We start from the raw sequence: 26350 nt of genomic DNA, 5'->3' as shown, positions 1-26350 counted from the left end.
CCGACTCTATCAGACTCTTTCGTGTCCGATTCCCCGTCGGAGCGGGGTTCGATTTGCTTTCCAGTTCCTCGCTTTCGCGATTCCCTTTCCGGCGGGTCAGACTCTAGCAGGACTTTTCCGTCTCCCTGACCACCACCCTGCAGACGCGCAGAGGTGTAGACCAGGAGTGGTTTAGACCAGTTAGAATCTCGACTCAATCGGTGCTGCCGACCTACGACTCAACGCCGCGTTGGGGCCAGGCAGGACTACGACAGTACATCCCACCGTCAGTAGAGGCAAATCGCTTCCGGTAGTCCCTAGGCCGCCAACTGGTGCTTCCCGTGCGGAACTAGGACTTCTTATGACTTACCCTTCTGATCAGTACGCCGTCCGGGACAGGTAGTGACGGCGACACAATCTCCGCCCCTGGGAGGCTTCCCATGACAACCGTGACGTCGCCACTTGCTGGACGCGCCATCGGTCTTGCCGCTGTACCCGACCCGGTCTTCTCCGGTGCCATGGTCGGGCCCGGTACCGCCATCGATCCCGTACGTGAGCCGTCGGAGGCGGTCTCGCCCGTCGACGGCGTCATTGTTTCTCTGCACCCGCACGCGTTCGTCGTCGTGGACGGTGACGGGCACGGGGTCCTCACCCACCTCGGTATCGACACCGTTCAGCTCAATGGCGAGGGCTTCGAGCTGCTCGTCGGCAAGGGGGACACGGTCACGCGCGGACAGGGCGTCGTGCGCTGGAACCCCGCCGCGGTCGAGGCCGCGGGCAAGTCCGCGATCTGCCCCGTCGTCGCGCTCGAGGCCACGGCGGGCTCTCTCTCCGATGTCGTCGACGAGGGCGATGTGAAGGCCGGGGACTCGCTCTTCAGCTGGCAGTAGGCCGGCGTCGTCCCCGTGACGACCGCGAGCCGGACATTCCACGCGGCGGCTGGGGCCGCCGCTCAATCGGAGACGGGTGAGATGGAGACAACGCTGCGAGGCGTCGGTGTGAGCCACGGTGTGGCGATCGGCGAGGTCCGGCACATGGGCACGGCGGTCCTGGAGCCGCCGGCGAAGCAGATTCCGGCGGAGGAGGCTGAGCGCGAACAGGGGCGCGCTCGCCAGGCCGTCGAAGCTGTCGCCGCCGATCTGATCGCGCGAGGCAATCTGGCGGGGGGCGAGGCGCAGGCAGTGCTCGAGGCCCAGGCGATGATCGCTCAGGACCCGGAGCTGATCGCCGACGTCGATCGCCGCATCGCGGTCGGCAGCACGGCGGAGCGCGGTATCTACGACGCGTTCTCGCACTACCGGGAGCTGCTGGCGGGTGCGGGCGAGTACATGGCCGGGCGGGTCGCCGACCTGGACGACGTGCGGAACCGTATCGTCGCGCGGCTGCTCGGTGTGCCGATGCCGGGTGTGCCGGACAGTGACGAGCCGTACGTACTGATCGCGCGGGATCTTGCGCCCGCCGACACGGCTCTGCTCGACCCGGCGCTCGTCCTGGGTTTCGTGACCGAGGAGGGCGGGCCGACCAGCCACAGCGCGATTCTCGCGCGGGCGCTGGGTGTGCCGGCCGTGGTGGCGCTGCCGGGGGCGGGTGAGCTGGCCGAGGGCACGCTCATCGCGGTCGACGGGAGCACCGGCGAGATCTTCGTCGAGCCGAGTGCCGAGAAGCGCGCGGAGCTCGAGGAGGCGGCTGCCGCGCGCAAGGCCGCGCTGGCCGCGTCCAGTGGTCCCGGTGCCACCTCGGACGGGCACAAGGTGCCGCTGCTGGCGAACGTCGGCGGGCCGGGCGACGTGCCGGCCGCCGTGGACGCCGGGGCCGAGGGTGTCGGTCTGTTCCGTACGGAGTTCCTGTTCCTGGACGACAGCAAGCAGGCGCCGTCCGAGGAGAAGCAGGTCGAGGCGTACCGCAAGGTGCTGGAGGCGTTCCCCGAGGGGCGCGTGGTGGTGCGGGTGCTCGACGCGGGCGCCGACAAGCCACTCGACTTCCTGACTCCGGCCGACGAGCCGAACCCGGCGCTGGGTGTGCGGGGTCTGCGGACGCTGCTGGATCACCCGGAGGTGCTGCGGACGCAGCTGACCGCGCTGGCGAAGGCAGTCGAAGGACTGCCGGTGTACCTGGAGGTCATGGCCCCCATGGTGGCCGACCGTACGGATGCGAAGGCGTTCGCCGACGCGTGCCGTGCGGCGGGGCTGAACGCGAAGTTCGGCGCGATGGTGGAGATTCCGTCCGCCGCGCTGCGGGCGCGTTCGATCCTGCAGGAGGTCGAGTTCCTTTCTTTGGGCACCAATGACCTCGCTCAGTACACCTTCGCCGCTGACCGGCAGGTCGGTGCGGTGTCGCGACTGCAGGATCCGTGGCAGCCGGCGCTGCTGGACCTGGTCGCGATGTCGGCCGAGTCCGCCAAGGCCGAGGGCAAGAGCTGCGGTGTGTGTGGAGAGGCGGCGTCGGACCCGCTACTGGCCTGTGTGCTCACGGGTCTGGGTGTGACCAGCCTGTCCATGGGCGCGGCGTCGATTCCGTATGTGCGGGCGACGCTGGCCAAGCACACGCTGGCCCAGTGCGAGCGTGCGGCGGCCGCCGCGCGCGCCGCTGATTCCGCCGAGGAGGCCCGTGTGGCCGCGCAGGCGGTGCTGTCCGGGGAGTGATCCGGGCTGTTGGGTTCTGAGGGGGCTTCCCGCCGGTCGCGGCGGGGAGCCCCTTCTTCTTGTTCTCGCCTTCTCGTCCGGAGGGCTCAGTGGTGGCTCGGCCAGTCGTCGGTGGGAAGCGGGAAGCCCGCGCGGTATTCCACGCCCGGTTCCGGGGAGACGGGTTCGCCGGTGTCGGCGTCGGTGCAGTAGGCGCTGAACACCTCGGCCTCGGTGAGGGGGTGGAGCGTGCCCTGGCGCAGGCGCCAGCCGTGGAGCCGGTCCGGGGTGTCGGGAGCGGTGGTGCGCAGGACGACTCCGCCCGGGCTGTCGAGTGCGATGCCGGCGGCGAGGACGGTGACGAATTCGGCGCCTTCGGTCGCGTCGAGGTGGGTGGGGGTGTCGGGCTCGCGGGTGGCGTGCAGAGCCGCCATGAGGGGTTCGTCGGTCGAGGGGACGCTGCAGACGAGGTGGTGGGTGCCCGGTCCCGCTGCCTCGAGGAGGGTCATCAGGACGTGGGAGGCACGGTCGAAGGCGGCTCTTCCGACGTCCTGGCCGCAGTCGGCGCACTCCCCCAGGTCGGCCAGGAGCATGGTGGCGTATTCCCAGGTGGCTTGGCGGACGGCGGTCGTGATGAGGGTGGGCAGCAGGGTGTCCATGGGCTGCCCGGTGTAGGGGACGCGCGCGCCGGTCGCGGCGATCTCGGCGATGTAGCGGCTGCGGCTCGCGGCGCTGTCGGGGTCGAGTCCGGTGTCGTCGCAGTACGCCGCGTACTCCTCGGGATCGAAGAGGGCGACGGTGGTGTGGCCGCCCTGCGAGGCGAGTGCGCGCAGCAGGCCTTCCACTTGGCGGAGGTACGCCGGGTGGTCGTCGAAGGCGAAGGAGCGGTAGTGGCGCATGGCCGCGAAGTCCTCCGCGTCGGCGAGGAGGCCGACGGTGCTGGGCACTTCGCGGCGCAGTGCGCGTCGCATGGATGTGGTCGTGCTGGTGTGCGCCATGAATCCCCCTGTGCGCTGTCGATCAGTGCTCACTCACCGTAACCGGGGGCACTGACAGTGACGTCCGGAGGAGGCGTTTGCCCGTGAGGCGGTGCTGGGTCGCGCAGGTGGCCACGAGGCCCGCGCCGAGGACGGGCCAGGCCAGGGGCCCTGCGGCGATGACGGCGGAGAGCAGAAGTGGGCCCGCGCTGCGCTGGACGGCGACGGCGAGGCCGTGGACGCCGAGGTAGGCCCCCTGGGCGTCGTCCGCGGAGAGGGCGACGGAGAGTTCCCAGGACGCGGTGGCGTGGATCATCTCGGCGAACGTGAGGAACACGGCCGCGGCGACGAGCATGGCGACGGCGAACCAGCGGCCGCCGGAGGCGGAAGCAGCGAGAGCGAGCGTGCCCGCGGCGAGGAGGCCGGCCAGCGGGACGAGCAGGGTGCGGGCTGCCTTCGTGGTGGAGCCGAAGCGGGTGAGCGGCACCTGGAGCGCCACGACGAGCACGCTGTTGAGGACCAGGAGCAGGGGCGCGAGTCCGACGGGGGCGTCCGTGGCGTGCACGATCCACAGCGGCATGGCGACCTGGAGGATCGTGTCGTCGAGGAAGAGGGCGGTTTCGGTGGCGGTGAAGAGCAGGAAGGTGCGGTCCCGCCAGGGGTTGGAGAGCGGGGTGGAGGCTTCGGTGCGGGAGTCGGCAACGATGCGGGAGGGCGCGGGTGGCTCGCCGCAGCGGAAGGTGAGGGCGGCCATGACGAGGTAGGTGAGGGTGTTGCCGACGAGGAGCAGCTGGTAGACGGTGCTCGTGTGGACGGCGAGGGCGGCCGCGGCCGCGAGGCCGCCGACGGCCCATCCGAGGTTGCCTGCGGTGCGGTTGATGGCCTGGTAGCGGACACGGTCCTTGCCCGCCACGCGAGCGGCGTACAGCTTGGTGAGGACGTTGGCGGCGCGGTCCGGGAGGGCGCCCAGTGCCGAGTAGAGCACGAGCAGGGCGTAGACGTCCGTGGTCAGCAGGGCGAGCAGGGCGGCGGCTCGCAGGAGTTGGACGGCCATGAGCACGCGGGTGACCGGGAAGCGGTCGGCGAGACGGCCGGCCAGCGGTGCTCCGGCGATGCCGATGGCTCCGGAGACGCCTATGAGCAGGCCGATCCGTCCGACGGAGAGCCCGGTGACGTAGGTGAAGTAGAGGGCGGTGGCGGCTGCCCAGAGGCCGGTGCCCGTCTTGTCGATGAATGCGATGAGGAGCATCCGGCGTCCGTCGCGGCCGCCCGGGATGCGTGCGGATAGCGCGGCCCGGCGTTGGTGCAGGCTCACTGTCTCCCCCTTGACTTCAGTTATGTATCAGTACAGACTGGAGTACGTGGCAACACAATATGCGATCAGTGGGACGACGGCCAAGGGCATTGCCGCGTCCGTGGAGCGGGGCGTGTCCGAAGGCGGGCTCGGGCCGGGGGCCGCACTGCCTCCGGTGCGGCGGCTCGCGGACGAGCTCGGGGTGAGTCCCGGCACGGTCGCGACGGCGTACAAGGAGCTGCGGCAGCGCGGCGTGGTGGTGACCCGGGGACGCGGGGGGACGGTGGTGGCCGCGGCTCCTTCGGTCGCCTCGCGCCGGCCGCCGAAGGTCCCCGCCGGGCTGCGTGATCTCGCGGGCGGTCACCCCGATCCGGCGTTCATGCCGGAGCTGCGCCCGCCGGCAGTCGTGAGCCCGGTGTACGGGTCCCACCGCGCGTCGCCCCGGCTGGCCGGCCTGGAGGGGCTGACGCGGGCGTGGTTCGCGCGGGACGCGGTACCCGCGGAGCACGTGACGTTCGCGCACGGGGCGCTGGACTGCATCGGCCGGCTGCTCTCCACTGAGCTGCGGCCCGGTGACTCGGTGGCCGTCGAGGACCCCGGGTTCCACCATCTGCTGGATCTGATCCCCGCGCTGGGCCTGCGCATGGTCCCGGTGGCCGTGGACGACGAGGGACTACTGCCCGAGGCCCTGCGCGGCGCGCTGCGCGCCGGGGTGCGGGCCCTGGTGTGCAGTCCGCGCGGACAGAGCCCCACGGGCGCCTGCTTCTCGGAGGGCCGGCGGGACGAACTCGCGCGCGTGCTGCGCGATTTCCCGGAGGTCCTGGTGATCGAGGACGACCACAACGCCGACATCTCCGGCGCCCCGGGGTACTCCCTCGCCGCCGCCGGACCGGCCCGCTGGGCGCAGATCCGCACGGTGTCCAAGCATCTCGGAATCGATCTGCGGTGGGCCGGCCTGGCCTGCGACGCCGCCACGCTGGCGCGGCACGACGGGCGGCTGCTGCTGACCTCCGGCTGGGTCAGTCATGTCCTTCAGGAGACCGTGGCGGGCCTGCTGGCCGACGAGCGCGTGCGCGCGCTGGTGGCCTCGGCGCAGGGGGCGTACACGGAGCGGCGTGAGGCCCTGATCGGGGAGCTGGCGCGGCGCGGGATCGGCGCCCACGGGGCGAGCGGGCTGAATGTGTGGGTGCCGGTGCGGGACGAGTCGGGGGTCGTCAACGGCCTGCGCTCGCGCGGCTGGTGGGTGGCCGCCGGAGCGCGGTTCCGGATCGCGGCGCCGCCGGCCGTACGGATCACCACGGCGACGCTGGAGCCCGCGGAGGCCGCCCGGCTGGCCTCGGACTTCGCCGGGGTACTGGGCGAGTCCGAGGCCACCTACGGGGGTTAGCGGTCCGGCGGGCCGGACCGTCGGGGGCTCAGCGGCGCTTCTTCGCCAGTTCCTCGTAGAAGCGGAGCAGTTCGAGGTTGTCCACGGATCCCGGGTTGACGGCCTTCGCGAGGGCCGTGCCCTGCAGGAGGCGCTTGACCGGAACCTCGATGCGCTTGCCCGTCAGCGTGTGCGGGACGCCCGGGACCTCGATGATCTCGTCGGGGACGTGCCGGGGGGAGAGTTCGGTGCGGATGGTCTGCTTGATCCTGTCCCGCAGGGCGTCGTCCAGGGTCGCGCCCGGGACGAGATGGACGAAGAGGGGCATCCAGTAGCCGCCGTCCGGCTCTTCGAGGCCGATGACGAGGGTCTCGCGGATCTCGGGGAGCCGTTCGACGGCCTCATAAATGTCGGCGCTGCCCATACGGACGCCCTGACGGTTCAGTGTGGAGTCGGAGCGGCCGTGGATGATCACCGAGCCGTGGTCGGTGATCGTGATCCAGTCGCCGTGCCGCCAGACACCCGGGTACATCTCGAAGTAGCTCTCGCGGTAGCGGCTGCCGTCGGGGTCGTTCCAGAAGCGGATGGGCATGGACGGCATGGGGTTGGTGACCACCAGCTCCCCCACCTCGCCGACGACCGGCTTGCCCTGGGGGTCCCAGGCCTGGAGGTCCGTACCGAGACAGGCCGCCTGGAGCTCGCCGATGTGGACGGGGAGGGTGGGCACCGCCCCGGCGAAGCACGAGCACACGTCCGTGCCGCCGCTGACGGACGCCATCCAGAGGTCGGCGCCCGCGTCCGCGAACTCGTCGTGGAGCCAGCGGAAGCCGTCGGGCGGGAGCGGGGAGCCGGTGGTCGCGACGCACTTGATCCGGGAGAGGTCGAAGTCACGGGCGGGGTGGACCTCCGCCTTGCGGCAGGCCATGACGTACGCGGCGGAGGTGCCGTAGAGGGTGGCGCCCGTCCGCTCGGCGATCCGCCACTGGGCACCCGTGTCGGGGTAGCCGGGGCTGCCGTCGTACAGGACGACCGTGGTGCCGGTGAGCAGGCCGGAGACGAGGAAGTTCCACATCATCCAGCCGGTGGAGGTGAACCAGAAGAAGCGGTCCTCGGGGCCGAGGTCGCAGTGCAGTCCGAGCTGCTTGAAGTGCTCCAGGAGGATGCCGCCCTGGGACTGCACGATGGCCTTGGGCAGGCCGGTGGTGCCCGACGAGTACAGGACCCACAAGGGGTGGTCGAAAGGGACCTGCTCGAAGACCGGCTCGGTCTCGGCCGCGATCAGGTCGGACCAGGAGAGGGCGCCTTCGGGCGCTTCCGTACCGAGGAGCGGGATGTGGACGACCGCGCGGAGGGTGGGCAGCTCGGCGCGGAGCTCCGCGACGGTGTCGCGGCGGTCGTGCTCCTTGCCGCCGTAGCGGTAGCCGTCGACGGTGAACAGGACGACCGGCTCGACCTGCTGGAAGCGGTCGAGGACACTGCGGGCGCCGAAGTCGGGGGCGCACGAGGTCCAGACGGCGCCGACGGAGGCGGTGGCGAGGAAAGCGGTGACGGCCTGCGGAATGTTCGGCAGGTAGCCGCTGACCCTGTCCCCGGGGCGTACGCCGAGGGCGCGCAGCTCGGCGGCGAGGGCGCCGACCTGGTGGCGCAGCTCGGCCCAGCTGATGGGGGTCGGAACCTGCGTCTCGTCCACGTGGAGCAGTGCCGGCTCGTCGGGGCGCTCGGCGGCGGCCCGCAGGGCGTGCTCGGCGTAGTTGAGGGTCGCGCCGGGGAACCACTGGGCTCCGGGCATCGAGCGGTCGCCGAGGACGCGCTCGTACGGCGTCGCGAAGCGGATGTCGAACCACTCGGCGACGGCCTGCCAGAACGTTTCGAGCTCGTCGACGGACCAGCGGTGCAGGGCCGGGTATCCGCCGTCGGCCGGGGCGCCGTACCGTTCGGCGGCCCACGCCTGGAAGCGGGTCACGGCCGCGGCGTCGACGCGGTCCTGGTCGGGCTGCCAGAGCGGCTCGGTGGTCTCTGACGTCATGGGGCGGCTCCCGGGCTGTACGCGGTGTAGGCGTGTGTCCCGCGCACGTGCTGGGGTGTACGCGTGACGCGGCTGACAGGACGATGCCATGTGATCGTCTTTCGCACCAGGGCTCCCCACCCATGGTCGGATAGCTGAATATGTGGTCTCACCACGGGTGAACGGCAGTTGAACGCACCCCGTACGACCTGATCCAAATGGCAGGGTGGGCGCCATGGACGGTCGTGAGCTGGTGCGTTCGGTGCGGGAAATCGGGTCGGTGCGGGGGCTGCGGGCGATGCGGTCGGCGTGGCGGCAGCGGCGGACGGATGCCCTGGGGCTGCCGCCGCGCGGCCCGGAGAGGGCGCGCGTGCCCGGGCAGGTCGAGGGCGCGAAGCCCATGGCGGGCGGGGGGACCGTCCGGTTCGCCCGGTCCGTGCTCCGCGTGTCCGTGACCACCGGCGGGGCGGTCTTCTGGGGCTGGGACGGGGCGGAGCCGCTGCCCTCGTACGCGCTGGCGGGCGAGCCGCCCGAGCCGGATCCGCGCACCGAGCTGGAGCCCGACAAGGACGGCGGCTGGCGGGTGGTCTCGGAGCGGGTGACCGTCGCCGTGTCCCGGCACGGCGACGTGGAGATCCGTACGCCCGGGGGTGTGGTGCTGCGGCGGGATCTGCCGCCCCGGTGGTGGGAGCCGGTGGCGGGTGGGCCCGCGCGCTGGGTGCAGCGGTCCGAGCTTCCGGCGGACGCCCGGTTCTTCGGCCTCGGGGGGCGGGCGTCCGGGCCGCGGCTGAGGGACGGCACGTACCGGCTGTGGAACACCGACCCCCGGGGCGGCGTCTTCCCCGGCGCGGATCCGCTGTACATCACGATGCCGGTGCAGCTGGTGGTGGCGGACGCCGGGACGCATCTGGCGTTCCACGACAACTCCTGGGAGGGGCAGGTCACGCTGCGCGAGGGCGAGGAGGGGGCCGGGTCCGGGCACGACCGGCCGGCCACCAGCGAGGTACGCATGGGCGGTGGGCCCCTGCGCTGCTGGGTGGTCGTGGGCACCCCCGCGCGCGTGCTGCACGGCTGGGCGGCGCTCACGGGCGCGCCGGCGCTGCCGCCGTCGTGGGCGCTGGGCCCGCAGCACGCCCGGTGGGGCTTCGGCAGCGCGCGGGAGGTACGCCGGGTGGTGGCCGGATACCGGGACCGGGGCCTGCCGCTGTCGGTACTGCACCTCGACATCGACCACTACGACGGGCATCAGGTCTTCACCGTCGACCGGGAGCGGTTTCCCGGCCTGCCCGCGCTCGCCGAGGAGCTGCGTGCCGAGGGGGTGCGGCTGGTGTCGATCGTCGACCCCGCGGTCAAGGCTGAGCCCGGAAACACGGTCTACGACAGCGGCAGGGCGGCGGACGCGTTCGTCAGGGACGCCCGGGGGAACGAGGTGCGGGGCGTCGTCTGGCCCGGGGAGTGCGCCTATCCGGATTTCACCGATCCGACCGTACGGGAATGGTGGGGCGGCCTGTACGCGGAGCGGCTCGCGCAGGGCTTCTCGGGAATCTGGCACGACATGAACGAGCCCGTGTCGTTCGCGCCGTTCGGCGACCGGACGCTGCCGCGCTCGGCACGGCACGCGCTGGAGGGACGCGGTGGCGATCACCGCGAGGCCCACAACGTGTACGCCCTCGCGATGGCGAGGGCCGGGTACGAAGGGCTGCGGCGGCTGCGGCCCGACGAGCGGCCCTTCCTGTTCTCGCGGTCGGGCTGGGCGGGGATGCAGCGCTACGGCGGCACCTGGTCCGGAGACGTGACGACCGGCTGGCCGGGACTGCGGGCCTCGCTGTCGCTCGTCCTCGGGATGGGGCTGTGCGGTGTGCCGTACTCGGGCCCGGACGTGGGCGGATTCGACGGGAGCCCGACACCGGAGCTGTTCCTGCGGTGGTTCCAGCTCGGGGCGTGGCTGCCGCTGTTCCGCACCCACGCGGCGATCGACGCGGGGCGGCGGGAGCCGTGGGAGTTCGGCCCGGCCGTGCTGGAGCACGCGCGGGCGGCGCTCGCGGAGCGGGAACGGCTGCGACCGTACTTCATCACCCTGGCGCAGCTCGCCCGGCTGACGGGCGCCCCCTATGCGCGGCCGCTGTGGTGGGGCGCACCGGAGGACCGGGCGCTGCGCGACTGCGAGGACGCCTTCCTCCTCGGAGACGCCCTGCTGGTGGCGCCCGTCCTTGAGCGCGGCACGGACCGGCGGGCGGTCCGGCTGCCGCGCGGCCGGTGGTACGACACCGTGACCGGCGAGGCGTACGAGGGGCCCGGACAGGTGCTCGTCGACGCGCCGCTCTCCCGTATCCCGGTACTGGCGAGGGCGGGCGCGGTCCTCGCGGTGCGCGGCGGGGACGGTGACGTGGAGCTGGAGGTCTGGGCCCCGGCGGTGGGGCGCACCGGGGGCGGACTCGTCGTCCGGGACACGGGTGACGGATGGGAGCCGGCGGAGATCGAGCGGTACACGACGCGGCTCGTGGACGACCGGGTGGTGGTGGAACGGATGACGGACGAGGGAGCGGTGGAGGTGACGGACCGGGTACGGGTACGGGGGCTGGGCCGGGACTAGGTCGTCTCCATCGGATCTTGCCGGGACCGCACCGGAGCCGGCGGCCCGGCCCCGGTGCGGGCGCATCGGAGGTCGGGCCGCCGGGATGCCCGGTGGGTCGTCAGGCGCGGCAGCGCAGCATTTCCAGCGGGGGGTTGGCGTAGAGGTCCGCCCAGTGGTCGGCACCGAACTCGCGTACGCCGGCCTCGGACACCTCCACCGGGACCCAGGTCAGCTCACTGAATCCGGCCGCCTTCAGGCAGTCCTCGTACACCTCGCGGCGCGGACGGTTGGCGACGAACGAGACGGGCGGGTCGAGCAGCGCCGTGGTCCGGACCTGCGGTCCGGTCTCGACCTCCTCGCCGGTGAGCTCGCTGCGGAAGCCGTACTTTTCCGGGGACGGCCCGTCGAAGCGGAAGTCGGGCGACTGGTTGAGCACGAACAGCTCGGCGCCGGGCTTCAGGCTCTGGTGGATGTTGCGGCACATCAGCTCGGTGGTGGCGATGTCCGGTGCGTAGTTGAGCAGCTGGACCGCCAGGCCCACGTCGAAGGGGTGCTCGAAGCTCCGCAGCGCGGACACGTCACCGACCTCGTAGCGCACGCCCAGCGGGTCGTGCTCCTCCAGCTTCTGCGCCACGGCAACCATCTCGCCGGAGATGTCGATTCCGAGCACGTCCGTGGCGCCGCGTCGCTTGAACTCCCGGCTGTAGAAGCCGGTGCCGGAGGCCAGGTCGAGGACCGACTTGCCGCTCACGTCCCCGACCAGGGCCAGGAAGCCGGGCACCACCGCATACTGTTCCAGAGGCAGGGCCTTGAACCCCTCGTACGCCTCACCGATCTCGTCGTACTGCTGCTGCGCGCTCATCGTGCCGTCCTCCCCGTGTGTTTCACCATGCCGGCGGCCCGCCCGCGATCGGGGCGGGGCGCGGCCTCTGGCTGGCAGTCTCTCCTAAACTGGCAGGCCGTCAGGCTTGGCGGAAACCACGAAAATAGCGACACCGTCCCGGGCTTCCACACAGGCGGACCTGCGAGTTCGAGGGTGGACACGGCCTAGGGCTGGGGGTGGGGGGTCGGAGGGGTACGGGGACTGGGCCGGGGCTGGGGCTGGGGCTGGGAGTACCTGCCCGCGAACCAGTTCCGTACCGCCGCGGTGTGCAGCGGGAAGGCCAGCTCCGCGGGCGCGCGCAGCAGATGCCACCCCTCGGTCTCGTCCGTGGCGGCGGAGAGCGGGAGTTGGGCAGCCGGGCGCGCGGGCAGCAGGCCGAAGAGCAGCAGATGGCCCGCGGGGGAGCTCATCGCGTCGGCGAGCCGGACCTCGCTCTCCGCCGCGTCGATCCCGGTCTCCTCCCTCAACTCGCGGACGACGGCGTGGCGCCAGTCCTCGGCGTGGTCGATGAAGCCACCGGGGAGGGCGATGCCGCCGCGCTGGGGCTCGATGGTGCGGGTGATGACGACAAGTGACGTGCCATCGGGATCGGTTACGGGGAGCAGCGTGACCGCGACCGGCAGCGGATTGCGGTACGCGAGGTCACCGCAGGCGGCGCAGACGCGGGGCCAGGCGTCGGTCGAGGCGTAGGGCGTGCCGCAGGCGGAGCAATGGGAGTTCTTCACGGGCGCGGACGATAGCGGAGGTCCTGGGCGGTGTGCGCAAGGGACGGGCGGGGGCGGTGTGCGCAAGGGACGGGCGGGGCCGGTTCGCGAGCCGGAGGCCGGTCGGCGTGGACCGTATGCGATCGGTCTTTCCCGACCCGGTCCGGAACTGATAGACGGTGCACATGACAGGACTTGCTTCCGCCCTCCGTTCCCTGCTCGCCACCGCCACGGCCGGGATCGTCGCGGCCGGCGCCCTCACCGCCTCCGCGCCCGCCGCACGGGCCACGCCCGAGCCGAAGGCCCCCGAGCAGTTCGTGGCACTGCGCTCGGTGGACCCCACGATCATCCAGGAGATGCGCTACACCACCGAGCACAACTTCGTGGGTGAACCGGTGGACGGCTACCGCCAGCCCCTGTGCATCCTGACCCGGCCCGCCGCACAGGCGCTGCACCGGGCGCAGCTGAAGCTGCTGAGGCAGGGCTACTCCCTGAAGGTCTACGACTGTTACCGGCCTCAGCGGGCCGTCGATCACTTCGTTCGCTGGGCCGAGGACCTGGCCGACGAGAGGATGAAGGCGGAGTTCTATCCCCATGTCGACAAGTCGCGCTTGTTCACGGACGGTTACATCGCGGAGAAGTCCGGGCACAGTCGCGGTTCGACGGTCGACCTGACCCTGGTGCAGCTGCCGGCGGCGCCGACGCGACCGTACGTCCCGGGCGAGGAGCTGGTGGAGTGCTACGCCCCCCGGGCCGAGCGCTTCCCCGACAACTCCGTCGACATGGGAACGGGCTTCGACTGCTTCGACACGCTGTCGCACACGGACGACCCGCGCGTCCAGGGCGCCCAGCGGGCCAACCGGCAGCTGCTCAGGACAACCCTCGGCGAGCTCGGCTTCGTGAACCTGCCGGAGGAGTGGTGGCACTTCACCTTCAAGCCCGAGCCGTTCCCGTCCACCTACTTCGACTTCCCGGTTGCCCGGCGGTCGGTGGCCGGGCACTGAGCGAGCCCCGGCCGAGGAGGCGAGGAACGGGCGGCCGGGACCACCCCCGTGGATCCCGGCCGCCCGTTCTTCTCTGACGGACGCAGTGGGCCCGTATCCGGTTCTCCGGAACGGCACTACGGTTCCCCCATGACCGAGCAGACGTTTGATTCGTACGAGGAATTCTGGCCCTACTACGTCGCCATGCACTCCCGTGCGGCGACCCGGTGGGTGCATCTGACGGGAACCCTGACGGGGCTCGCGATCGGCGCGTACGGGCTGGCCCGGGGGCGCAAGCGGTATCTGGCCGCGCTGCCGCTGATCGGGTACGGCACCGCGTGGCCGGCGCACTTCTTCATCGAGAAGAACAACCCGGCGACCTTCGGGCATCCGGGGTGGTCGCTGCGGGGCGACGCGCAGATGATCCGCATGATGCTGGCCGGGCGGGACGCGGAGCTGGCCGAGATCGCGGCCAAATGGCTCGCGGAGAACCGCTGACCCCTGCGGCGATCCATGGCACACTCCTGACGATCCGTCAGATGAGTGGAGCCGGGGAGGGATCTTGACGCAGTCGGCGAGCACGGCCAGGGCAGCGGGTACGGCCGGTGAGGCGTTGGCGGCTGGTGGGGCGGGTGTGCCAAGCGCATCACGTACGCCGGTCGTCGCCGGCTGGTTCACCACGTATGACGGCGGCCACCCGGGCGCCGGTGACCCCGGTACGGGCGACCTCGGTGCGGGCGAACTCGGTGCGGGCGAACTCGGTGCGGGCGATGAGGGGTTCCGGCTGCTGGGCACCCGCTGCACGGCCTGCGCCTCGGTCTTCTTCCCCCGCGAGGACTCCTTCTGCCGCAATCCGGCCTGCGAGGGCACGGAGTTGGTGCAGGTGCCGCTCTCCAAGCGCGGCCGCGTCTGGTCCTACACCGACGGCCGATACCGGCCGCCCGCACCGTACGTCTCCGACCCGGAGGCGGAGTGGGAGCCGTACACTCTCGTCGCCGTCGAGCTGGAGGCCGAGGCGATGGTCGTTCTGGGGCAGGCCGCGCCAGGGATCGGCGTCGGGGATCTGGCCGTGGGCATGGAGGTCGAGGTCGTGCCGGGCGTCCTCAACGAGGACGCACGGACGATCTGGACCACCTGGCACTGGCGACCGGTCGCGCGGGAGCGAGGAACTTCCGAGCCGGCCATGTCGGCGCCTGCCGCGTCGGACCAGGCCTCGGACCGTGTCTCGGACCGTGTCTCGGACCGTGTCTCGGACCGTGTCTCGGATCATGCGAAGGACCGGGATTCGGACCGGGTGCCCCCTCGAGAGGTGGCGTGATGGGTGACATCGCCGTGCTCGGCGCCGGAATGCACCCCTGGGGGAAGTGGGGGCGCGGCTTCGTGGAGTACGGCACGGCGGCGGCCCGCGAGGCTCTCGCCGATGCCGGAATCGGGTGGCAGGACATCCGGTCCGTGGTGGGCGCGGACACCGTCCGCGGGGGCTATCCCGGATACGTGGCCGGAGCCACCTTCGCCCAGGCGCTCGGCTGGCAAGGGGCCCGGGTGACCAGTGTGTACGCGGCCTGCGCCTCCGGGGCCCAGGCCATCAGCACGGCGCGTGCGCAGATCCTCGCCGGTATGGCGGACGTCGTCCTGGTCGTCGGCGCCGACGCCGCCCCGAAGGGCTTCTTCGCTCCCCCGGGAGGAGACCGGCGGGACGACCCCGACTGGCTGCGCTTTCGTGTGCTCGGGGCGACCAACCCCGCGTACTTCGCGCTGTACGCCCGCCGTCGCATGGCACTGCACGGCGACACTCCGGAGGACTTCGCGCAGGTCAAGGTGAAGAACTCGGCCGCCGGGGCGCTCAACCCCCGGGCCCGGTACCGCAAGGCAGTGACGGCCCAGGAGGTCGCCGCCTCGGCGATCGTGGCCGATCCGCTGCGGCTGCTCGACATCTGTGCCACATCGGACGGCGGGGCGGCGTTGGTGCTGTCCAGCATGGAGTTCGCACGCCGGCGCGGGGCCGCCGACCCGGTGCGGATCCGGGCGGTCTCCACCGTCACGCCGACCTATCCGAAGGCGATCCTCGACCTGCCCGACATCGCCACCGACTCGGCGGCGGCCGTCAGCCCCTCGCCCCATACGTTCCGGTCCTCCATCGCCAGGGCCGCATACGAGGAGGCCGGGATCGGCCCCGAGGATTTGTCTCTGGCCGAGGTGTACGACCTGTCGACCGCGCTGGAGCTGGAGTGGTACGAGGACATCGGGCTCTGCGGGACCGGCGAGGGCGCGAAGCTCGTACGCGAGGGTGTTACCGCGCTCGGCGGACGCGTCCCCGTGAACACCAGCGGGGGGCTGGCCTCCTTCGGGGAGGCGGTGCCGGCGCAGGCCATCGCCCAGGTCTGCGAACTCACCTGGCAGCTGCGCGGCACAGCGGGTGACCGGCAGGTTCCGCACGCACGAGTCGGCCTCACCGCGAACCAGGGGCTCTTCGGGCACGGGTCGGCGGTCGTCGTGGTGCGCTGAGACCGGCGGAGTACGCCCAGTGGCAGCGGGACGTGGAGTGGTCGCCACGGATGGAGGCGCCGGCGCGGGAGCGGGAGTACGCGAACTGGCGCAAGGCGGTGGAGCGGAGCTCCGGCTGGGAGGAGACCGGTCGGGCATGACCTCGCGCCGCCGTGGCCCCTGACACCGCCACCGGTGAGCGAGGTCGGGTGTGACCTTGCGCCGGTCGTGCCCGGCCTCGCTCCCGTGGTGCGTGTCGTGGATCAGGTCGTCGCCGGCTCACGCTCCCGGGCGGCCAGGAGCAGCGCGTGTTCGACCACTGACACCAGGACGTCCTTGACGGACTCCCGGTCGCGCGCGTCGCACATCATCAGCGGGACCTCGGGGTCCAGATCGAGCGCGGCGCGTACCGTCTCGGCCGGGAACCGGTCGGCCCCCTCGAAGCAGTTGACGGCGACGGTGAACGGAATCCCGCGCCGCTCGAAGTAGTCCACGGCCGCGAAGGAGTCCTCCAGGCGGCGCGTGTCCGCGAGGACGACGGCCCCCAGAGCTCCCTGCGCCAGCTCGTCCCAGAGGAACCAGAAGCGGTCCTGGCCGGGCGTGCCGAAGAGGTAGAGCACCAGGTCCTCGCGGAGGGTGATCCGCCCGAAGTCCATGGCGACCGTGGTCGTCGTCTTGCTCTCGACGCCGTGCACGTCGTCGACGGGGCGGCCGGCCTCGCTCAGCGTCTCCTCGGTGCGCAGAGGTCTGATCTCGCTGACCGCGCCCACCAGGGTGGTCTTGCCCACCCCGAAGCCGCCGGCGACGAGGATCTTCAGCGTCACCGGTTCGACGAGCCGCTTCTTGCGGCTAGAGCGCCCGAAGGCCATTGATCACCTCGCGGAGAATGCTCACGTCCGGCAGCTCGGCCGGCGGAACGGGGCGGGTTACGTGGACGAGTTCGTCCTCGACGAGGTCGCCGACCAGGACCCGTACCACCCCGACGGGGAGGTCGAGCCCGGCGGCGAGTTCGGCGATCGACTGGGGAAGCTCACTGCACCGCTCGACGATCTCGACGTGTTCCGGGGAGAGCGTCTGGTCCCGGCCGGGGTCGTCGGCCGCGGGCTCGGGCACCACCAGGGCGATGAGGTCGAGCCGGTGGCGGGAGGCGCTGCTGGTGCGCCCCCGGGTCATCGCGTACGGGCGGACCACCGGCCCCGCCTCGTCGTCGAACCAGTGGTGCGGGTGCCCGTCCTGGGCGTCCTCGGAGGGCGGGGCGCCGCCGGGGTACCGGGAGTCGGTGGAGCCGCGGGAGTCGGTGAGGGTCCGGGCGTCCTCGGCGGTCCGTGGCCCCCCGGAGGCCGGGGGGTGCCCCGGGCCCCCGGTGGCCTCATGGGCCCGGGCGTCCTCTTGGGTACGGCGGCCGGTGTCACTCATGCCATCCCACTCACCCTCCGGCGGGCAGGCCGGTCCGGGGTGCCGTCGTGAGGTGGACCCCGACCCGCTTGACCATGAGCGTCATCTCGTACGCGACCTGGCCGACGTCCGAGTCGGCGTCGGACAGGACGGCGAGACAGCTGCCGTCCCCGGCCGCGGTGACGAAGAGGAAGGCGTCGTCGAGTTCGACGACGGTCTGGCGCACCCTGCCTGCCTCGAAGTGACGGCCCACGCCCTTGGCGAGGCTGTGGAATCCGGAGGCGACGGCGGCCAGGTGCTCGCTGTCCTCCCGGGTCAGGTCCTTGGACGTGCCGGTCGGGAGGCCGTCGCTGGAGAGCACGAGGGCCTTGCGGATGGATCCGACGCGGTCGACCAACTCGTCGAGGAGCCAGTTGAGTTCGCCGGACCCGCTTCCGGTGGCGTGCTGTGCTGCGGCGTTCGGTGCGGTCATCGACCGTCCCCCTCCGGTGTCGTTCCTGGTGCTGTCCCGCCGGTCTGGTCCATGGCGGCGTTCTGCCGGCGGCCCCGCTGCCAGCCTCGCTGCATCGATGCCATCCGGTTGCGTACCTGTTCCGCGTCGCGCTCGATGTCGCTGTCCGTCTGTGCCGGGGCGCCCGCGCGGTCGGCCGCTCCCGTCTCGGTGGTCTCCCGCAGCTGGGGGGCCAGGCTGGCCTGGCGGACCCGGCGGGGCAGCCCGCCGAGCCCGGCGGGAGGATCGTCCGGCGTCGGCACGGAGGACAGCGCCGGTGAGGCCGACGCCGAGCGCTGGTTCACGGGTGTGAGCGGATGCGAGGGCGCCTGGGCGGACCGGCCGTCCGGGCCCTGCGGGGGCGCCGGGTGCGCGCGCCCCGGCTCGTCGACCCGGCGACCGTGATCGGCGATCAGCGTCGGCGGGCGGCGGCGGGGCAGCGGGACGGGTCCGGTGGCGCGCTCGGGCAGTTGGTCGGCCGCCTGCTGGTGCTGTTCCGAGGGCATCCTGCGCAGATGCGCCCGGGCCCGGAAGATGCCGCCGCGCTCGCTCTCCGTCTCGTCGAGGTCGGCGCTCGGGTCGGCCGCCCGGCCGGGAACCGGGCCGCTCCCGGTCCCGGTGAGGGGATCGGTCAGCGGGTCGGTCATCGGGTCGAGGAGCGCGTCGGCGGCCGTGAACGCAGGCCGGTCGGTGAGGGCGGGCCGCTCGCCGTGGGCCGGGCGCATCCCGCTCCCCCGCCGCGGGCCCGGCAGCGGCCGGTCGTCGAACCCCGGTATGCCGAGCGGCGGTTCGAGTTCGACCGGGCCGTCGAGAACGCGCTTCCCGCCGGGCGAAGGCACCTTGGAGAGCATCGGGCGGCGCGAGGCGTTCTCGCCGCCCTTGCGGTCCAGGCGGAAGCCGGTGCCCTCGGTCTCGGGGGCGTCGGTGAGCAGCGTGGCCGGGATGAAGACCACCGCGGTCGTGCCGCCGTAGGGCGAGGGCTGGAGCGAGACGCGTACGTTCTGTCGCTGGGCGAGGCGGCTGACCACGAAGAGGCCGAGCCGGTCTGTGTCGGAGAGCTCGAACTCCGGGGTCTCCGCCAGCCGCAGATTGGCGTCCAGCAGCGCTTCGGGGGCCATGCCGAGGCCGCGGTCGTGGATCTCCAGGGTGAAGCCGTTGGTCACACGCTCGCCGAGGACCTGCACCGCGGTGTGCGGGGGCGAGAACACCGTGGCGTTCTCCAGGAGTTCGGCGATCAGATGGGTGAGGTCGGCGACGGCGGGTCCGCCGACGCCGAGGCGCGGCAGTCGCCGCACCTCGATGCGCTCGTAGTCCTCGACCTCGGCCACCGCCGCCCGTACGACGTCCATGAGCTGAACCGGCTTGCGCCACTGGCGGGAGGGGGCGGCGCCGGAGAGGATCACGAGGCCCTCGGCGTGGCGCCGCATCCGGGTCGTGAGGTGGTCGAGGCGGAACAGGTCGGCGAGCTCGTCGGTGTCCTCGGTGCGCCGCTCCATGGCGTCGAGGAGCGTGAGCTGGCGGTGGAGCAGCACCTGGTTGCGGCGGGCCAGGTTGACGAACACCTCGGCCACACCGCGGCGCATGTCGGCCTGCTTGACGGCTGCCTCGACGGCGGCCCGCTGGAGCGTGTTGAGGGCCTGGCCGACCTCGCCGACCTCGTCCTTGGCGTATTCGAGGTGCGGCGCCTCGGTCTCGACGTCGACCTGCTCGCCGGCGGCGAGCCGGCGCATCACGCTGGGCAGCCGGACGCCGGAGACCTCATGGGCCTCCTTGCGCAGGCGTCGCAGGTCGCGGACGAGTTCCCGGCCGATGCGCACGGAGACGATCACCGACACGAGAAGCGCCAGGAAGCCGAGGACACCGGCGACACCGGCCTTCAGCAGGACGCTGTACGCGGCGGGCTGGACGCGGTCCTGGTAGCGGTCGCCGGCCTCGGTGTCCTCGCGTGCGAGGTCGTCGAGGACGGGCCCCGCCATCTCCTGCCAGCGGGCGGCATCGGTCGTGCGGGGGTTCTTGCTGGGGCCGGCGACTATGAGGGCGTCCTCGGCGTCGCGCAGCGGCTCGGTGTCGGGGCTCTGCCAGTACTGCTCGAAGATCTCGCGTTCGGAGGCGGGCAGGACCTCGAGGTTGACCTCGTAGAACTGCTTGCGGCTCGCGATGAGGTCGGAGACGGCGCGGAGCTCCGCGGTGGTGACGCGACGGGTGATGAGTGCGGAGACGACGAGGGCGTCCTCGCGGGCGAGTGTCTCCCGGGCCCGGGCAACACCGACGAGAGCCCGGCCCTGCTTGTCCATCTCCACGTTCTCCAGAGCGTGGAGGGTCATCATGAAGCCGTAGCACGGGTCGACGAGGCGGTTGTAGAACTCGAGGGCCTGCATCCGGCCGAGGCTGCGGTTCTCCACCGAGCGGCGCAGGGCGGTGAGCCCGTCGAGGGCTTCGAGGAGGGAGTTCAGCCGCTGGCTCGCCGGGAGCCGCATCGCCTCGCGGACGTCGGCGTCCTCGGCGTTGACGCGGATCCTGGAGATGGCCTTGTCGGTGGCGGTGCGCTGCTCGCGGAGTGCGGCCAGGGCGTCGGAGGCGCGGGGGTCGGCGAGATAGATCAGGGTCTGCCGGCGTTCCTTCTGGATGACGCGGACGGCGTCCTCGAGCGGATAGCCGATCTTCTCGATGACATAGCCGACGTCGAGGAGTTGGTCGGCCTCGCGTCCCGTGAGCACGGTCGCGAAGCCCCAGAGACCGGTGAGGGAGACAAGCGGCACAAGGAGCAACGCCACGATCTTCCTGCGGATGGACTTCCCGCGAAAGCGCATGGCCTCCCCCAGCTCAACCCCCGCTTGGAACGGGAGTTCTCGCGTCAACCGGCAACAAACGGCGTGAGCCTACTACTGCCTCCCAGCCAACTCGAAGACACGTCCGGACGATTTTCGGCCGAGGAGGGGCGTCTTGATCATGAGTTGTCCTGGTATTCGGCGAGTTGGCATTCTCGCCGTGGCGCAGGACACCTGGCGGAGCCTCATTTTTCCCAGAGGGACGGATGGCTGGAAGTCTTCGTTCGGAGAGCGCTTCGGAGGGAATCTTCTTCTCCGACCAGTCGTCCTTATGTACGGGGACGGGGACTGTCTGCGTAAAGCGACTGAAGACGGGCAGCCACCCTGAAGTCGGTCAGTGGTGGGGAGTGACGGAAGCGATGGACACGTACGAGCGCCGGGCAGAGGCGGCGCCGGAGACGGACGGAACGCGAGCGGCGATACCGGCCGCGGCGGACGAGCGGGAAGCCCCGCGGCAGTTGTGGGTGGAGGAGCCGGCGGTGCGGCGCCGGATGCCGGACCCGGTGAGAACGGCCGCGGTGCGCGCGGTGCTGCTGACGTCCGTGACGCTCATTCAGGCGATGGTGGCCTTCTTCGCCACGCTCACCGGTTCCTGGCTGGCGTTTCCGATGGTGCTCAGCAGTGTGGCCAGCACGGTCGTGGCGACGTGGAGCGTGCTGGATGTGTGGGTGACGCGCCAGGTGTGGAACCAGCGCCACGGCGTGGTCTCCATGCCGAGCAGCACGGCGCGCGAGCTGCGGCGGGAGCGCCGCAGGGCGCGGCGTGAGGCACGGGCGTCGGGCCGCGAGGCGGCGCGCGCCCGGATACGGCGGCGGGGCACGGGCAGGCTCTCCCGGGCCTGAACTCCCGTACCCCGCGGAGATACCGTCGTCAGGCCGAGGCCGGGTCAGCCACCTGGTTGCCCGCCGGCTCACGCGACGGCACGGCCGCCGCCGGTTCTGTCCCACCGCGGCGGAACATCCGGGTGGCGGTGATCTCTCCGTGCACCGGTTCGCCGTCCGGGTTCTGCTGCGGCAGCCCGGGGCGCAGGTGCTCCTCGACGCTGATGTACTTCAGCCCCGCCCGCAGGTCCGCGTCGTTGCGCAGTCGGATGACCAGCGGGAACTCCGCGAGGGCCGTCGTGTCGAACAGGCCCGTGGTGTACAGGAGCTGGACACCGAGGGCGTCCGAGACCGCCCGCTGGAGCTCCAGCAGATAGGTGGCGTTGGCGCGGCCGATCGGATTGTCGAGGAAGAGCGTGCCCGCGTGGCGGTGCTTGTCGCGGCCCCGGTCGTTGCTGCGCAGGGCGGCCATCGTGCAGTAGAGCGCGATGGCGGCGGTGAGCAGCTGTCCGCCGGAGAAGACGTCGCCCATCTGCCCGACCGGGACGCGCTCGGCCCGCAGAACGGCGTCGGGCTTGAGGATCTCGACGGCGATGCCCTTGGGTTCCAGGGCCGCCTGGACTCCGCGCAGCAGCAGTGACATGCCGTCCCTGCGCAGGTCGGAGTTCTTCTTGACGGCGGCGCGGGTCGCCTCGTCGATGACCTCGCCGAGCCGCTCGGTGAGGGTGGCCTGGTCGGGCTCCTCGAAGCGGATCCGCAGGAACTCCTGGCCCGACCACTCCCCCAGCCCCTCCGGGAGCCGGGACAGACGCTGCGCGGAGCGCAGAGTGGTGAGCGCGGACTCCACGAGGCCGCGCAGCCGGTCGACGATGGAGTCACGGTTGCGCTCCAGCTGCACCAGCTCGTCGGTGAGGACGCGCAGGCGCGGCGCGAACGCCTCGGCCCACTTGGCGGCGTGCTCCGGCAGCGCGGCGGCGGGCAGTTCGCGGATCTGCTGGCGCGCGGGGGTGCGCACCTGTTCGTAGCGGGTGGAGTTGGCGTGCCGTACGAGCACGTCACAGGTTTCCCGTACGGCGGCGTCGGCGGCGGACAGGTCGGCCGCACAGCCGCGCAGGGAACGGCGCGCCTCGGCGGCGGAGTGCCGGGCCTCCTCCAGGGTGCCGGCGTACGGCTCGGTCTCCTCCTGCTCCTCCTCCGTGTGGTCGCGGAGGAGGTCGCGCAGGAGGGCCGACGTCTCGTCGAACCCTCCGGCGGCGTCCTCGGACGCGCGGTGGGCCTGGAGCAGCCCGGCGTGGGTGGCGCGGGCGGTCTCCAGGGCGTCGGTGCGGGCGGCGAGTTCGGTGGTGGCGGTTCGCAGCAGGGTCTGGGCCTGCTCGGCGTCGGCGGGGACGAGCTCCTCGGGGAGTTCGGTGTGCGCCTCGCCGTCGGCGGGGGCCAGCCGCTCGGCCTCACCGCGCAGCCGGCCGAGCTTCTCGCTCGCCTCCGACGCGCGCGTCTCCAGCATCTGCACGAGCGATTCGGCGCGTGCGGCGGCGGCCTGACGCGACGGGCCGTCGGCGCCGTCGGTGGATTCGAGGAGGTGCTCGGCGCGGGTGCGGACCTTGTTGGTGAGCCGGTCCAGCTCGGCGAGGGCGGCGCTCTCGTCGCTCTCGGCCCGGGCCTGCTCGGCGCGCAGGTCGGCGCCGACGCCGACCTTCTCGTACAGCTGGGACGCGGCGCGGTACGCCTCACGCAGCGCGGGCAGGGAGACGCGCGGGGCGTCGGGGTCGGCCTCCGGGAGGGTTTCCGGGGCGCCCGCGATCTCGGCGCGCTCGGCCCGCAGGGCGCGGGCGGTGCGGTGGGCGTCGTCGGCGGCGCGCTGGGCCGCGCGGCGGTCCTCGTCGGCGGCGCGGGCCCGCTCCAGGAACGTCTGGGCGCGGGCCTCCGACTCGGCCGCGTCGTCGGCGAGTTCGCGGAGTTGCGCCTGCCATCCGGCTCGCTCGCGCAGCCGGAAGGCCAGGCCGGCGAGGGCGTCGGCGGCGCGGCGGGCGCGCTGGGCGGCCTCCTGGCGCTCGTCGCGTACGCGGGCCGTGTCGGCGGCGGCCTCGTCGGCCTCCGTCCGGGCGGCCCGGGCCTCGGCGAGCGCCGCCTCGGCGGCCTCGGCCGCCTCCCGTGCGGTGGCCGCCGCCTCCGCGAGCTCGGTCAGCATGCCCGGCGGGCAGTCCGCGCGCCACGAGCCGATACGGGCCGCGAGCGAACGGTCGGCCGTGAGCCGGGCCGCCAGCGTGCGGATCTCCTCGTCGCGGGCGGCGGCGCGGGCGCGCAGTGCCTGGCGCTCCTCGTCGGCGGCGTGCTCGTCGTGCATCGCGGGGTTCGGCGGTACGAGGAAGACACCCGCGTCCTCCCCGGTGCCGGGTCCGGGCACGGGCGCGAGCAGCGCGGCGGTCGTACCGACGGCCACGGCGGAACGCGGCAGCAGAGCCGCACGGGCCAGGACGTCACGGGCGCGGGCGTACGAGACGGGGTCGGTGATGACCACACCGTCGACGAGCTCCGGGCGCGCGGCCAGTACCGCCGCGTGGTCGGCCGGGTCGACGGCCTGCGCGAGGTAGCGCCAGCCGGGGAGGGCGGGGATGCCGTGCTCTCCGAGGTACTCGACCGTGGCGAGGACGTCGGGGCCGGGCGGCAGCAGCCCGCCGTCACCGAGGGCGCCCAGGATCCGGGAGTCGTCGGCGGCGGCCGTACGCAGGTCGAAGAGGCTTCGCTCGGCGGAGGCGATCGACTGGTCGAGCAGTTCCCGCAGCTCGTCGGCGTACCGGTCGAACTCCGCGACGGTGAGGGGGCCCTCGGGGTGCCCGGGCTCGGTCCCGGGCCCGGCGCCGGCTGCGGAGCCGGCGCGGTCGGCGGCCGTGCCCGAGCCGGGGGCGTGGCCGCTCGCCGCGGCGGGGGCCCGGCCGGGGGCACCTGGACCCCGGCCGTATGCGGCCGCGGCCGATCCGGAGCGGCCGTCGCCGGGGCCGGCCGCAAGAGGGCCGTCCGCGCCCGGGCCCGTGCCCGAGACGCGCTGGCCGGGAAGCGCCGACGCGGTCGGGGCCGTGGGGAGGCTCAGCAGTTCCGCGAGCCGTTCGTCGGACGCGAGGGACTCGGCGGCGCGGTGTTCGGCGCCGTACGCGTTCTCCGCGGCGCGGGCCGCGTCGGCCGCGCGGGCGGCCGCCAGTTCGGCGCGGCTCTCGGTGGCGGCGGCCTCCCTGGCACGTTCGGCGGCCGTACGGGCGGCCTCGCGGGCCGTGTCCCACGTGGCGACGGCGGTCTTCTCGGCATCGCTCGCGGCGAGCGCCGCGCGGGCCGGGTCGGCGTCGGGGGCGGTGTCGTCGAGCCAGCCGGCCCGAACCGCCTCGGCGGTCTCCTGCTCGACCTCGGCGAGGCGCTGGCGCAGATGGCCCGCCTCACTGCGGGCGCGCTGCGCCTCGGTGGCGGCGGCGGTGGCGTCGCGGTGCGCGGCCTCGCCGGCCTCCTGGAGGGCGGCGGAGCGCTCCTCCTCCTCGGTCGCGTGGCGCTCGCCGTCCTCGGCGGCGGCGTGCAGGGCCCGTACGAGGTCGCCCGCGGCCTTGGCACGCGCGGCGAGTGCCGGGGCGGCGTCCCGCTCGGCCTCGCGGATGGCGGCGGCGACACGCGCGGAACGGTCGGCGGCGGCGCGGTGGCGGAGCACCGATTCGGCGGCCTGCCAGGCGGCGTGCAGCGTACGGGCGTCGGTCAGCTCGCGCCGCTGGGAGGCCGCGCCCTTCTCGGCGGCGGTGAGGGCCAGCGAGGCGTGGCGGTAGGCCAGTTCGGCGGAGATCAGGGAGCTGCGGCTGCGGGCCTGCTCGGCCTCGGTGACGGTGTGGGCGGCGGCGGTGACCTGCTGGGCGAGCTCGGCGGCGCGGCCGCGCTCCTCGCCGGCGCGGGCCGAGAGACGACGGGCGAGGGTACGGGTGCGGCGCTCGGCACCGGCGTGGATGTCGCGGGTCCGGGCGCGGGTCTCGGCGGCCTCGACGATCCGGCCGAGGAGGTCGACGGAACCGGCGGTGAAGTCGCGCTCGGCGGTGAGCTCGGCGCGGCGGCCGAGCTTGTTGCCGAAGCCGCTGACGAGGTCGGCGAGGCCGTCCGTGTCGCGGGTGTCGGTGACCGCGCGGAGCAGCAGGTCGGTGAAGTCGGAGTCCTTCTTGACCGCGAAGAGGCCGGCGGCCTCGCCCTCGTCGGCGTTCATCTCCCGCTGGTAGCGGAAGAGTTCGGGGTCGAGGCCCAGGTCGCCGAGGTGTTCGTTCCAGCGGTCGTGGATCTCCTCCCAGTACACCTCCAGGTGCGGATACGCCTTGCCCGCCTCGGTGATCGCGTCGCGGAAGCCCTTCATCGTGCGGCGGCGGCCCTGGGCGCCGGAGGCGCCCTCGACGGGCGGGCGGACGGAGGTGGCCTCGGCGACGGGCAGCGAGTCGAGGCTGAGTCCGGGGCCGGGGCGGAAGGAGTACCAGGCCTCGGCGAACTTGCGCGGGTCGTTGGAGACCTGGCGCCCGCGCCACTCGCTGGCCTTGCCGACGACGACGAGTTCGCCGGTGAGGGTGTGCTGCCACTCCAGGGCGACATGGCCGCAGTCGTCGGCGAGCAGGAACTTGCGCAGCACGCCCGAGCTGGCGCCGCCCAGGGTGTTGCGGTGGCCGGGCAGCATGACCGAGAAGATCAGCTTGAGCAGGACCGACTTGCCGCCGCCGTTCTCCAGGAAGAGCACGCCGGCCGGTGCGGGGCGGCGGGGCGGCCCGACCGGCTCCTCCTCGAAGAACTCCGCCTGCGCGGGGGCGGGGTGCGGCACGGGCTCGCCGACTCCTCGCAGGTCCAGCACGGTGTCGGCGTAGCGCGCACCGGCGGGACCGATGGAGTAGAGGCGGACCCGGGACAGCTCGTACATCAGCGGACTCTCGTCGTCAGGAGGTGG

Annotated in this window: 18 protein-coding genes and 1 pseudogene; 9 read left to right on the top strand and 10 right to left on the bottom strand. The window is 72.8% G+C overall.

Going from position 1 to position 26350, the window contains the following annotated elements; translation table 11 throughout:
- Positions 1-419 precede the first annotated feature (419 nt).
- Entirely contained in the window at positions 420-869 is a 450-nt protein-coding gene (locus tag ACZ5VC_RS29035; protein WP_469122942.1) for a PTS sugar transporter subunit IIA, read from the top strand.
- Between the two features lie 81 nt (positions 870-950).
- The gene (ptsP, locus tag ACZ5VC_RS29030) at positions 951-2621 is read left to right on the top strand and encodes a phosphoenolpyruvate--protein phosphotransferase (protein ID WP_469122941.1); all 1671 of its coding nucleotides are present in this window, start codon (positions 951-953) and stop codon (positions 2619-2621) included.
- Positions 2622-2707: 86 nt separating this feature from the next.
- On the opposite strand, the gene ACZ5VC_RS29025 is transcribed toward ptsP, so the two are convergent.
- Positions 2708-3598: a hypothetical protein gene (locus ACZ5VC_RS29025; RefSeq protein ID WP_469122940.1), complete on the bottom strand. Its 891-nt coding sequence runs from the start codon at positions 3596-3598 to the stop codon at positions 2708-2710.
- A 22-nt stretch (positions 3599-3620) separates the two neighbouring features.
- Positions 3621-4826 carry an MFS transporter gene (locus ACZ5VC_RS29020; RefSeq protein ID WP_469122939.1) on the bottom strand — a complete coding sequence of 402 codons (1206 nt, stop codon included), beginning with the start codon at positions 4824-4826 and terminating at the stop codon, positions 3621-3623.
- 112 nt (positions 4827-4938) lie between these two features.
- On the opposite strand from ACZ5VC_RS29020, the gene ACZ5VC_RS29015 reads away from it, so the two are divergent.
- A complete protein-coding gene (locus ACZ5VC_RS29015) occupies positions 4939-6258 on the top strand; it encodes an aminotransferase class I/II-fold pyridoxal phosphate-dependent enzyme (RefSeq protein ID WP_469122938.1) in 1320 nt (439 codons plus the stop codon).
- Between the two features lie 28 nt (positions 6259-6286).
- On the opposite strand, the gene ACZ5VC_RS29010 is transcribed toward ACZ5VC_RS29015, so the two are convergent.
- Positions 6287-8263 carry an acetoacetate--CoA ligase gene (locus ACZ5VC_RS29010; RefSeq protein ID WP_469122937.1) on the bottom strand — a complete coding sequence of 659 codons (1977 nt, stop codon included), beginning with the start codon at positions 8261-8263 and terminating at the stop codon, positions 6287-6289.
- Positions 8264-8477: 214 nt separating this feature from the next.
- On the opposite strand from ACZ5VC_RS29010, the gene ACZ5VC_RS29005 reads away from it, so the two are divergent.
- A complete protein-coding gene (locus ACZ5VC_RS29005) occupies positions 8478-10835 on the top strand; it encodes a glycoside hydrolase family 31 protein (RefSeq protein ID WP_469122936.1) in 2358 nt (785 codons plus the stop codon).
- A gap of 100 nt (positions 10836-10935) precedes the next feature.
- Here ACZ5VC_RS29005 and ACZ5VC_RS29000 read toward each other — a convergent pair whose 3' ends face one another.
- Both ACZ5VC_RS29000 and ACZ5VC_RS28995 read right to left on the bottom strand, forming a co-directional pair.
- Positions 10936-11679, bottom strand: a complete 744-nt coding sequence (locus tag ACZ5VC_RS29000; RefSeq protein WP_469122935.1) for a class I SAM-dependent methyltransferase — start codon at positions 11677-11679, stop codon at positions 10936-10938.
- Positions 11680-11864: 185 nt separating this feature from the next.
- Positions 11865-12425, bottom strand: a complete 561-nt coding sequence (locus ACZ5VC_RS28995; RefSeq protein ID WP_469122934.1) for an NUDIX domain-containing protein — start codon at positions 12423-12425, stop codon at positions 11865-11867.
- A gap of 164 nt (positions 12426-12589) precedes the next feature.
- Here ACZ5VC_RS28995 and ACZ5VC_RS28990 point away from each other — a divergent pair, with 164 nt between their 5' ends.
- From ACZ5VC_RS28990 to ACZ5VC_RS28975, 4 genes and pseudogenes are all read left to right on the top strand, one after another.
- Positions 12590-13408 carry a M15 family metallopeptidase gene (locus tag ACZ5VC_RS28990; protein WP_469122933.1) on the top strand — a complete coding sequence of 273 codons (819 nt, stop codon included), beginning with the start codon at positions 12590-12592 and terminating at the stop codon, positions 13406-13408.
- A gap of 129 nt (positions 13409-13537) precedes the next feature.
- Positions 13538-13885 (top strand): Mpo1-like protein, encoded by a 348-nt coding sequence (locus ACZ5VC_RS28985; protein ID WP_469122932.1) that lies wholly within the window; start codon positions 13538-13540, stop codon positions 13883-13885.
- 286 nt (positions 13886-14171) lie between these two features.
- Positions 14172-14537: pseudogene (locus ACZ5VC_RS28980) on the top strand (Zn-ribbon domain-containing OB-fold protein); the annotation flags it as partial.
- A 164-nt stretch (positions 14538-14701) separates the two neighbouring features.
- The gene (locus ACZ5VC_RS28975; RefSeq protein ID WP_469122931.1) at positions 14702-15892 is read left to right on the top strand and encodes a lipid-transfer protein; all 1191 of its coding nucleotides are present in this window, start codon (positions 14702-14704) and stop codon (positions 15890-15892) included.
- A gap of 242 nt (positions 15893-16134) precedes the next feature.
- On the opposite strand, the gene ACZ5VC_RS28970 is transcribed toward ACZ5VC_RS28975, so the two are convergent.
- Genes ACZ5VC_RS28970 through ACZ5VC_RS28955 form a run of 4 tightly spaced genes read right to left on the bottom strand, consistent with a single transcriptional unit; the run spans position 16135 to position 20566 of the window.
- On the bottom strand, positions 16135-16740 hold the full coding sequence (locus ACZ5VC_RS28970; RefSeq protein ID WP_469122930.1) for a GTP-binding protein: 606 nt from the start codon (positions 16738-16740) through the stop codon (positions 16135-16137).
- Complete coding sequence (locus ACZ5VC_RS28965; RefSeq protein WP_469122929.1) at positions 16721-17287, bottom strand: DUF742 domain-containing protein; 567 nt, start codon at positions 17285-17287, stop codon at positions 16721-16723. Before ACZ5VC_RS28965 ends, ACZ5VC_RS28970 begins: the two co-directional genes overlap by 20 nt.
- 10 nt (positions 17288-17297) lie before the next feature.
- On the bottom strand, positions 17298-17738 hold the full coding sequence (locus ACZ5VC_RS28960) for a roadblock/LC7 domain-containing protein (protein ID WP_468712971.1): 441 nt from the start codon (positions 17736-17738) through the stop codon (positions 17298-17300).
- Positions 17735-20566 carry a sensor histidine kinase gene (locus tag ACZ5VC_RS28955; RefSeq protein ID WP_469122928.1) on the bottom strand — a complete coding sequence of 944 codons (2832 nt, stop codon included), beginning with the start codon at positions 20564-20566 and terminating at the stop codon, positions 17735-17737. The genes ACZ5VC_RS28960 and ACZ5VC_RS28955 overlap by 4 nt, the downstream gene beginning before the upstream one ends.
- 377 nt (positions 20567-20943) lie before the next feature.
- Here ACZ5VC_RS28955 and ACZ5VC_RS28950 point away from each other — a divergent pair, with 377 nt between their 5' ends.
- Positions 20944-21426, top strand: a complete 483-nt coding sequence (locus ACZ5VC_RS28950; protein WP_469122927.1) for a hypothetical protein — start codon at positions 20944-20946, stop codon at positions 21424-21426.
- A gap of 28 nt (positions 21427-21454) precedes the next feature.
- On the opposite strand, the gene ACZ5VC_RS28945 is transcribed toward ACZ5VC_RS28950, so the two are convergent.
- A complete protein-coding gene (locus ACZ5VC_RS28945; RefSeq protein ID WP_469122926.1) occupies positions 21455-26323 on the bottom strand; it encodes a hypothetical protein in 4869 nt (1622 codons plus the stop codon).
- Positions 26324-26350: the final 27 nt, after the last annotated feature.

Source organism: Streptomyces sp. NPDC033174 (assembly GCF_055577795.1).
Note: the sequence above shows the minus strand (reverse complement) of the source record. Positions and strands in the feature narration are given on the sequence as shown.

Bases quoted from the DNA above. Each gene is read 5' to 3' on its own strand.
- ptsP (WP_469122941.1), top strand. From the start codon at position 951: ATGGAGACAACGCTGCGAGGCGTCGGTGTGAGCCACGGTGTGGCGATC.
- ACZ5VC_RS29010 (WP_469122937.1), bottom strand. From the start codon at position 8,263: ATGACGTCAGAGACCACCGAGCCGCTCTGGCAGCCCGACCAGGACCGC.
- ACZ5VC_RS28985 (WP_469122932.1), top strand. From the start codon at position 13,538: ATGACCGAGCAGACGTTTGATTCGTACGAGGAATTCTGGCCCTACTAC.
- ACZ5VC_RS28990 (WP_469122933.1), top strand. From the start codon at position 12,590: ATGACAGGACTTGCTTCCGCCCTCCGTTCCCTGCTCGCCACCGCCACG.
- ACZ5VC_RS29025 (WP_469122940.1), bottom strand. From the start codon at position 3,598: ATGGCGCACACCAGCACGACCACATCCATGCGACGCGCACTGCGCCGC.
- ACZ5VC_RS28945 (WP_469122926.1), bottom strand. From the start codon at position 26,323: ATGTACGAGCTGTCCCGGGTCCGCCTCTACTCCATCGGTCCCGCCGGT.
- ACZ5VC_RS29000 (WP_469122935.1), bottom strand. From the start codon at position 11,679: ATGAGCGCGCAGCAGCAGTACGACGAGATCGGTGAGGCGTACGAGGGG.
- ACZ5VC_RS29035 (WP_469122942.1), top strand. From the start codon at position 420: ATGACAACCGTGACGTCGCCACTTGCTGGACGCGCCATCGGTCTTGCC.
- ACZ5VC_RS28960 (WP_468712971.1), bottom strand. From the start codon at position 17,738: ATGACCGCACCGAACGCCGCAGCACAGCACGCCACCGGAAGCGGGTCC.
- ACZ5VC_RS28970 (WP_469122930.1), bottom strand. From the start codon at position 16,740: ATGGCCTTCGGGCGCTCTAGCCGCAAGAAGCGGCTCGTCGAACCGGTG.
- ACZ5VC_RS29020 (WP_469122939.1), bottom strand. From the start codon at position 4,826: ATGCTCCTCATCGCATTCATCGACAAGACGGGCACCGGCCTCTGGGCA.
- ACZ5VC_RS28950 (WP_469122927.1), top strand. From the start codon at position 20,944: ATGGACACGTACGAGCGCCGGGCAGAGGCGGCGCCGGAGACGGACGGA.
- ACZ5VC_RS29005 (WP_469122936.1), top strand. From the start codon at position 8,478: ATGGACGGTCGTGAGCTGGTGCGTTCGGTGCGGGAAATCGGGTCGGTG.
- ACZ5VC_RS28955 (WP_469122928.1), bottom strand. From the start codon at position 20,566: ATGCGCTTTCGCGGGAAGTCCATCCGCAGGAAGATCGTGGCGTTGCTC.
- ACZ5VC_RS28965 (WP_469122929.1), bottom strand. From the start codon at position 17,287: ATGAGTGACACCGGCCGCCGTACCCAAGAGGACGCCCGGGCCCATGAG.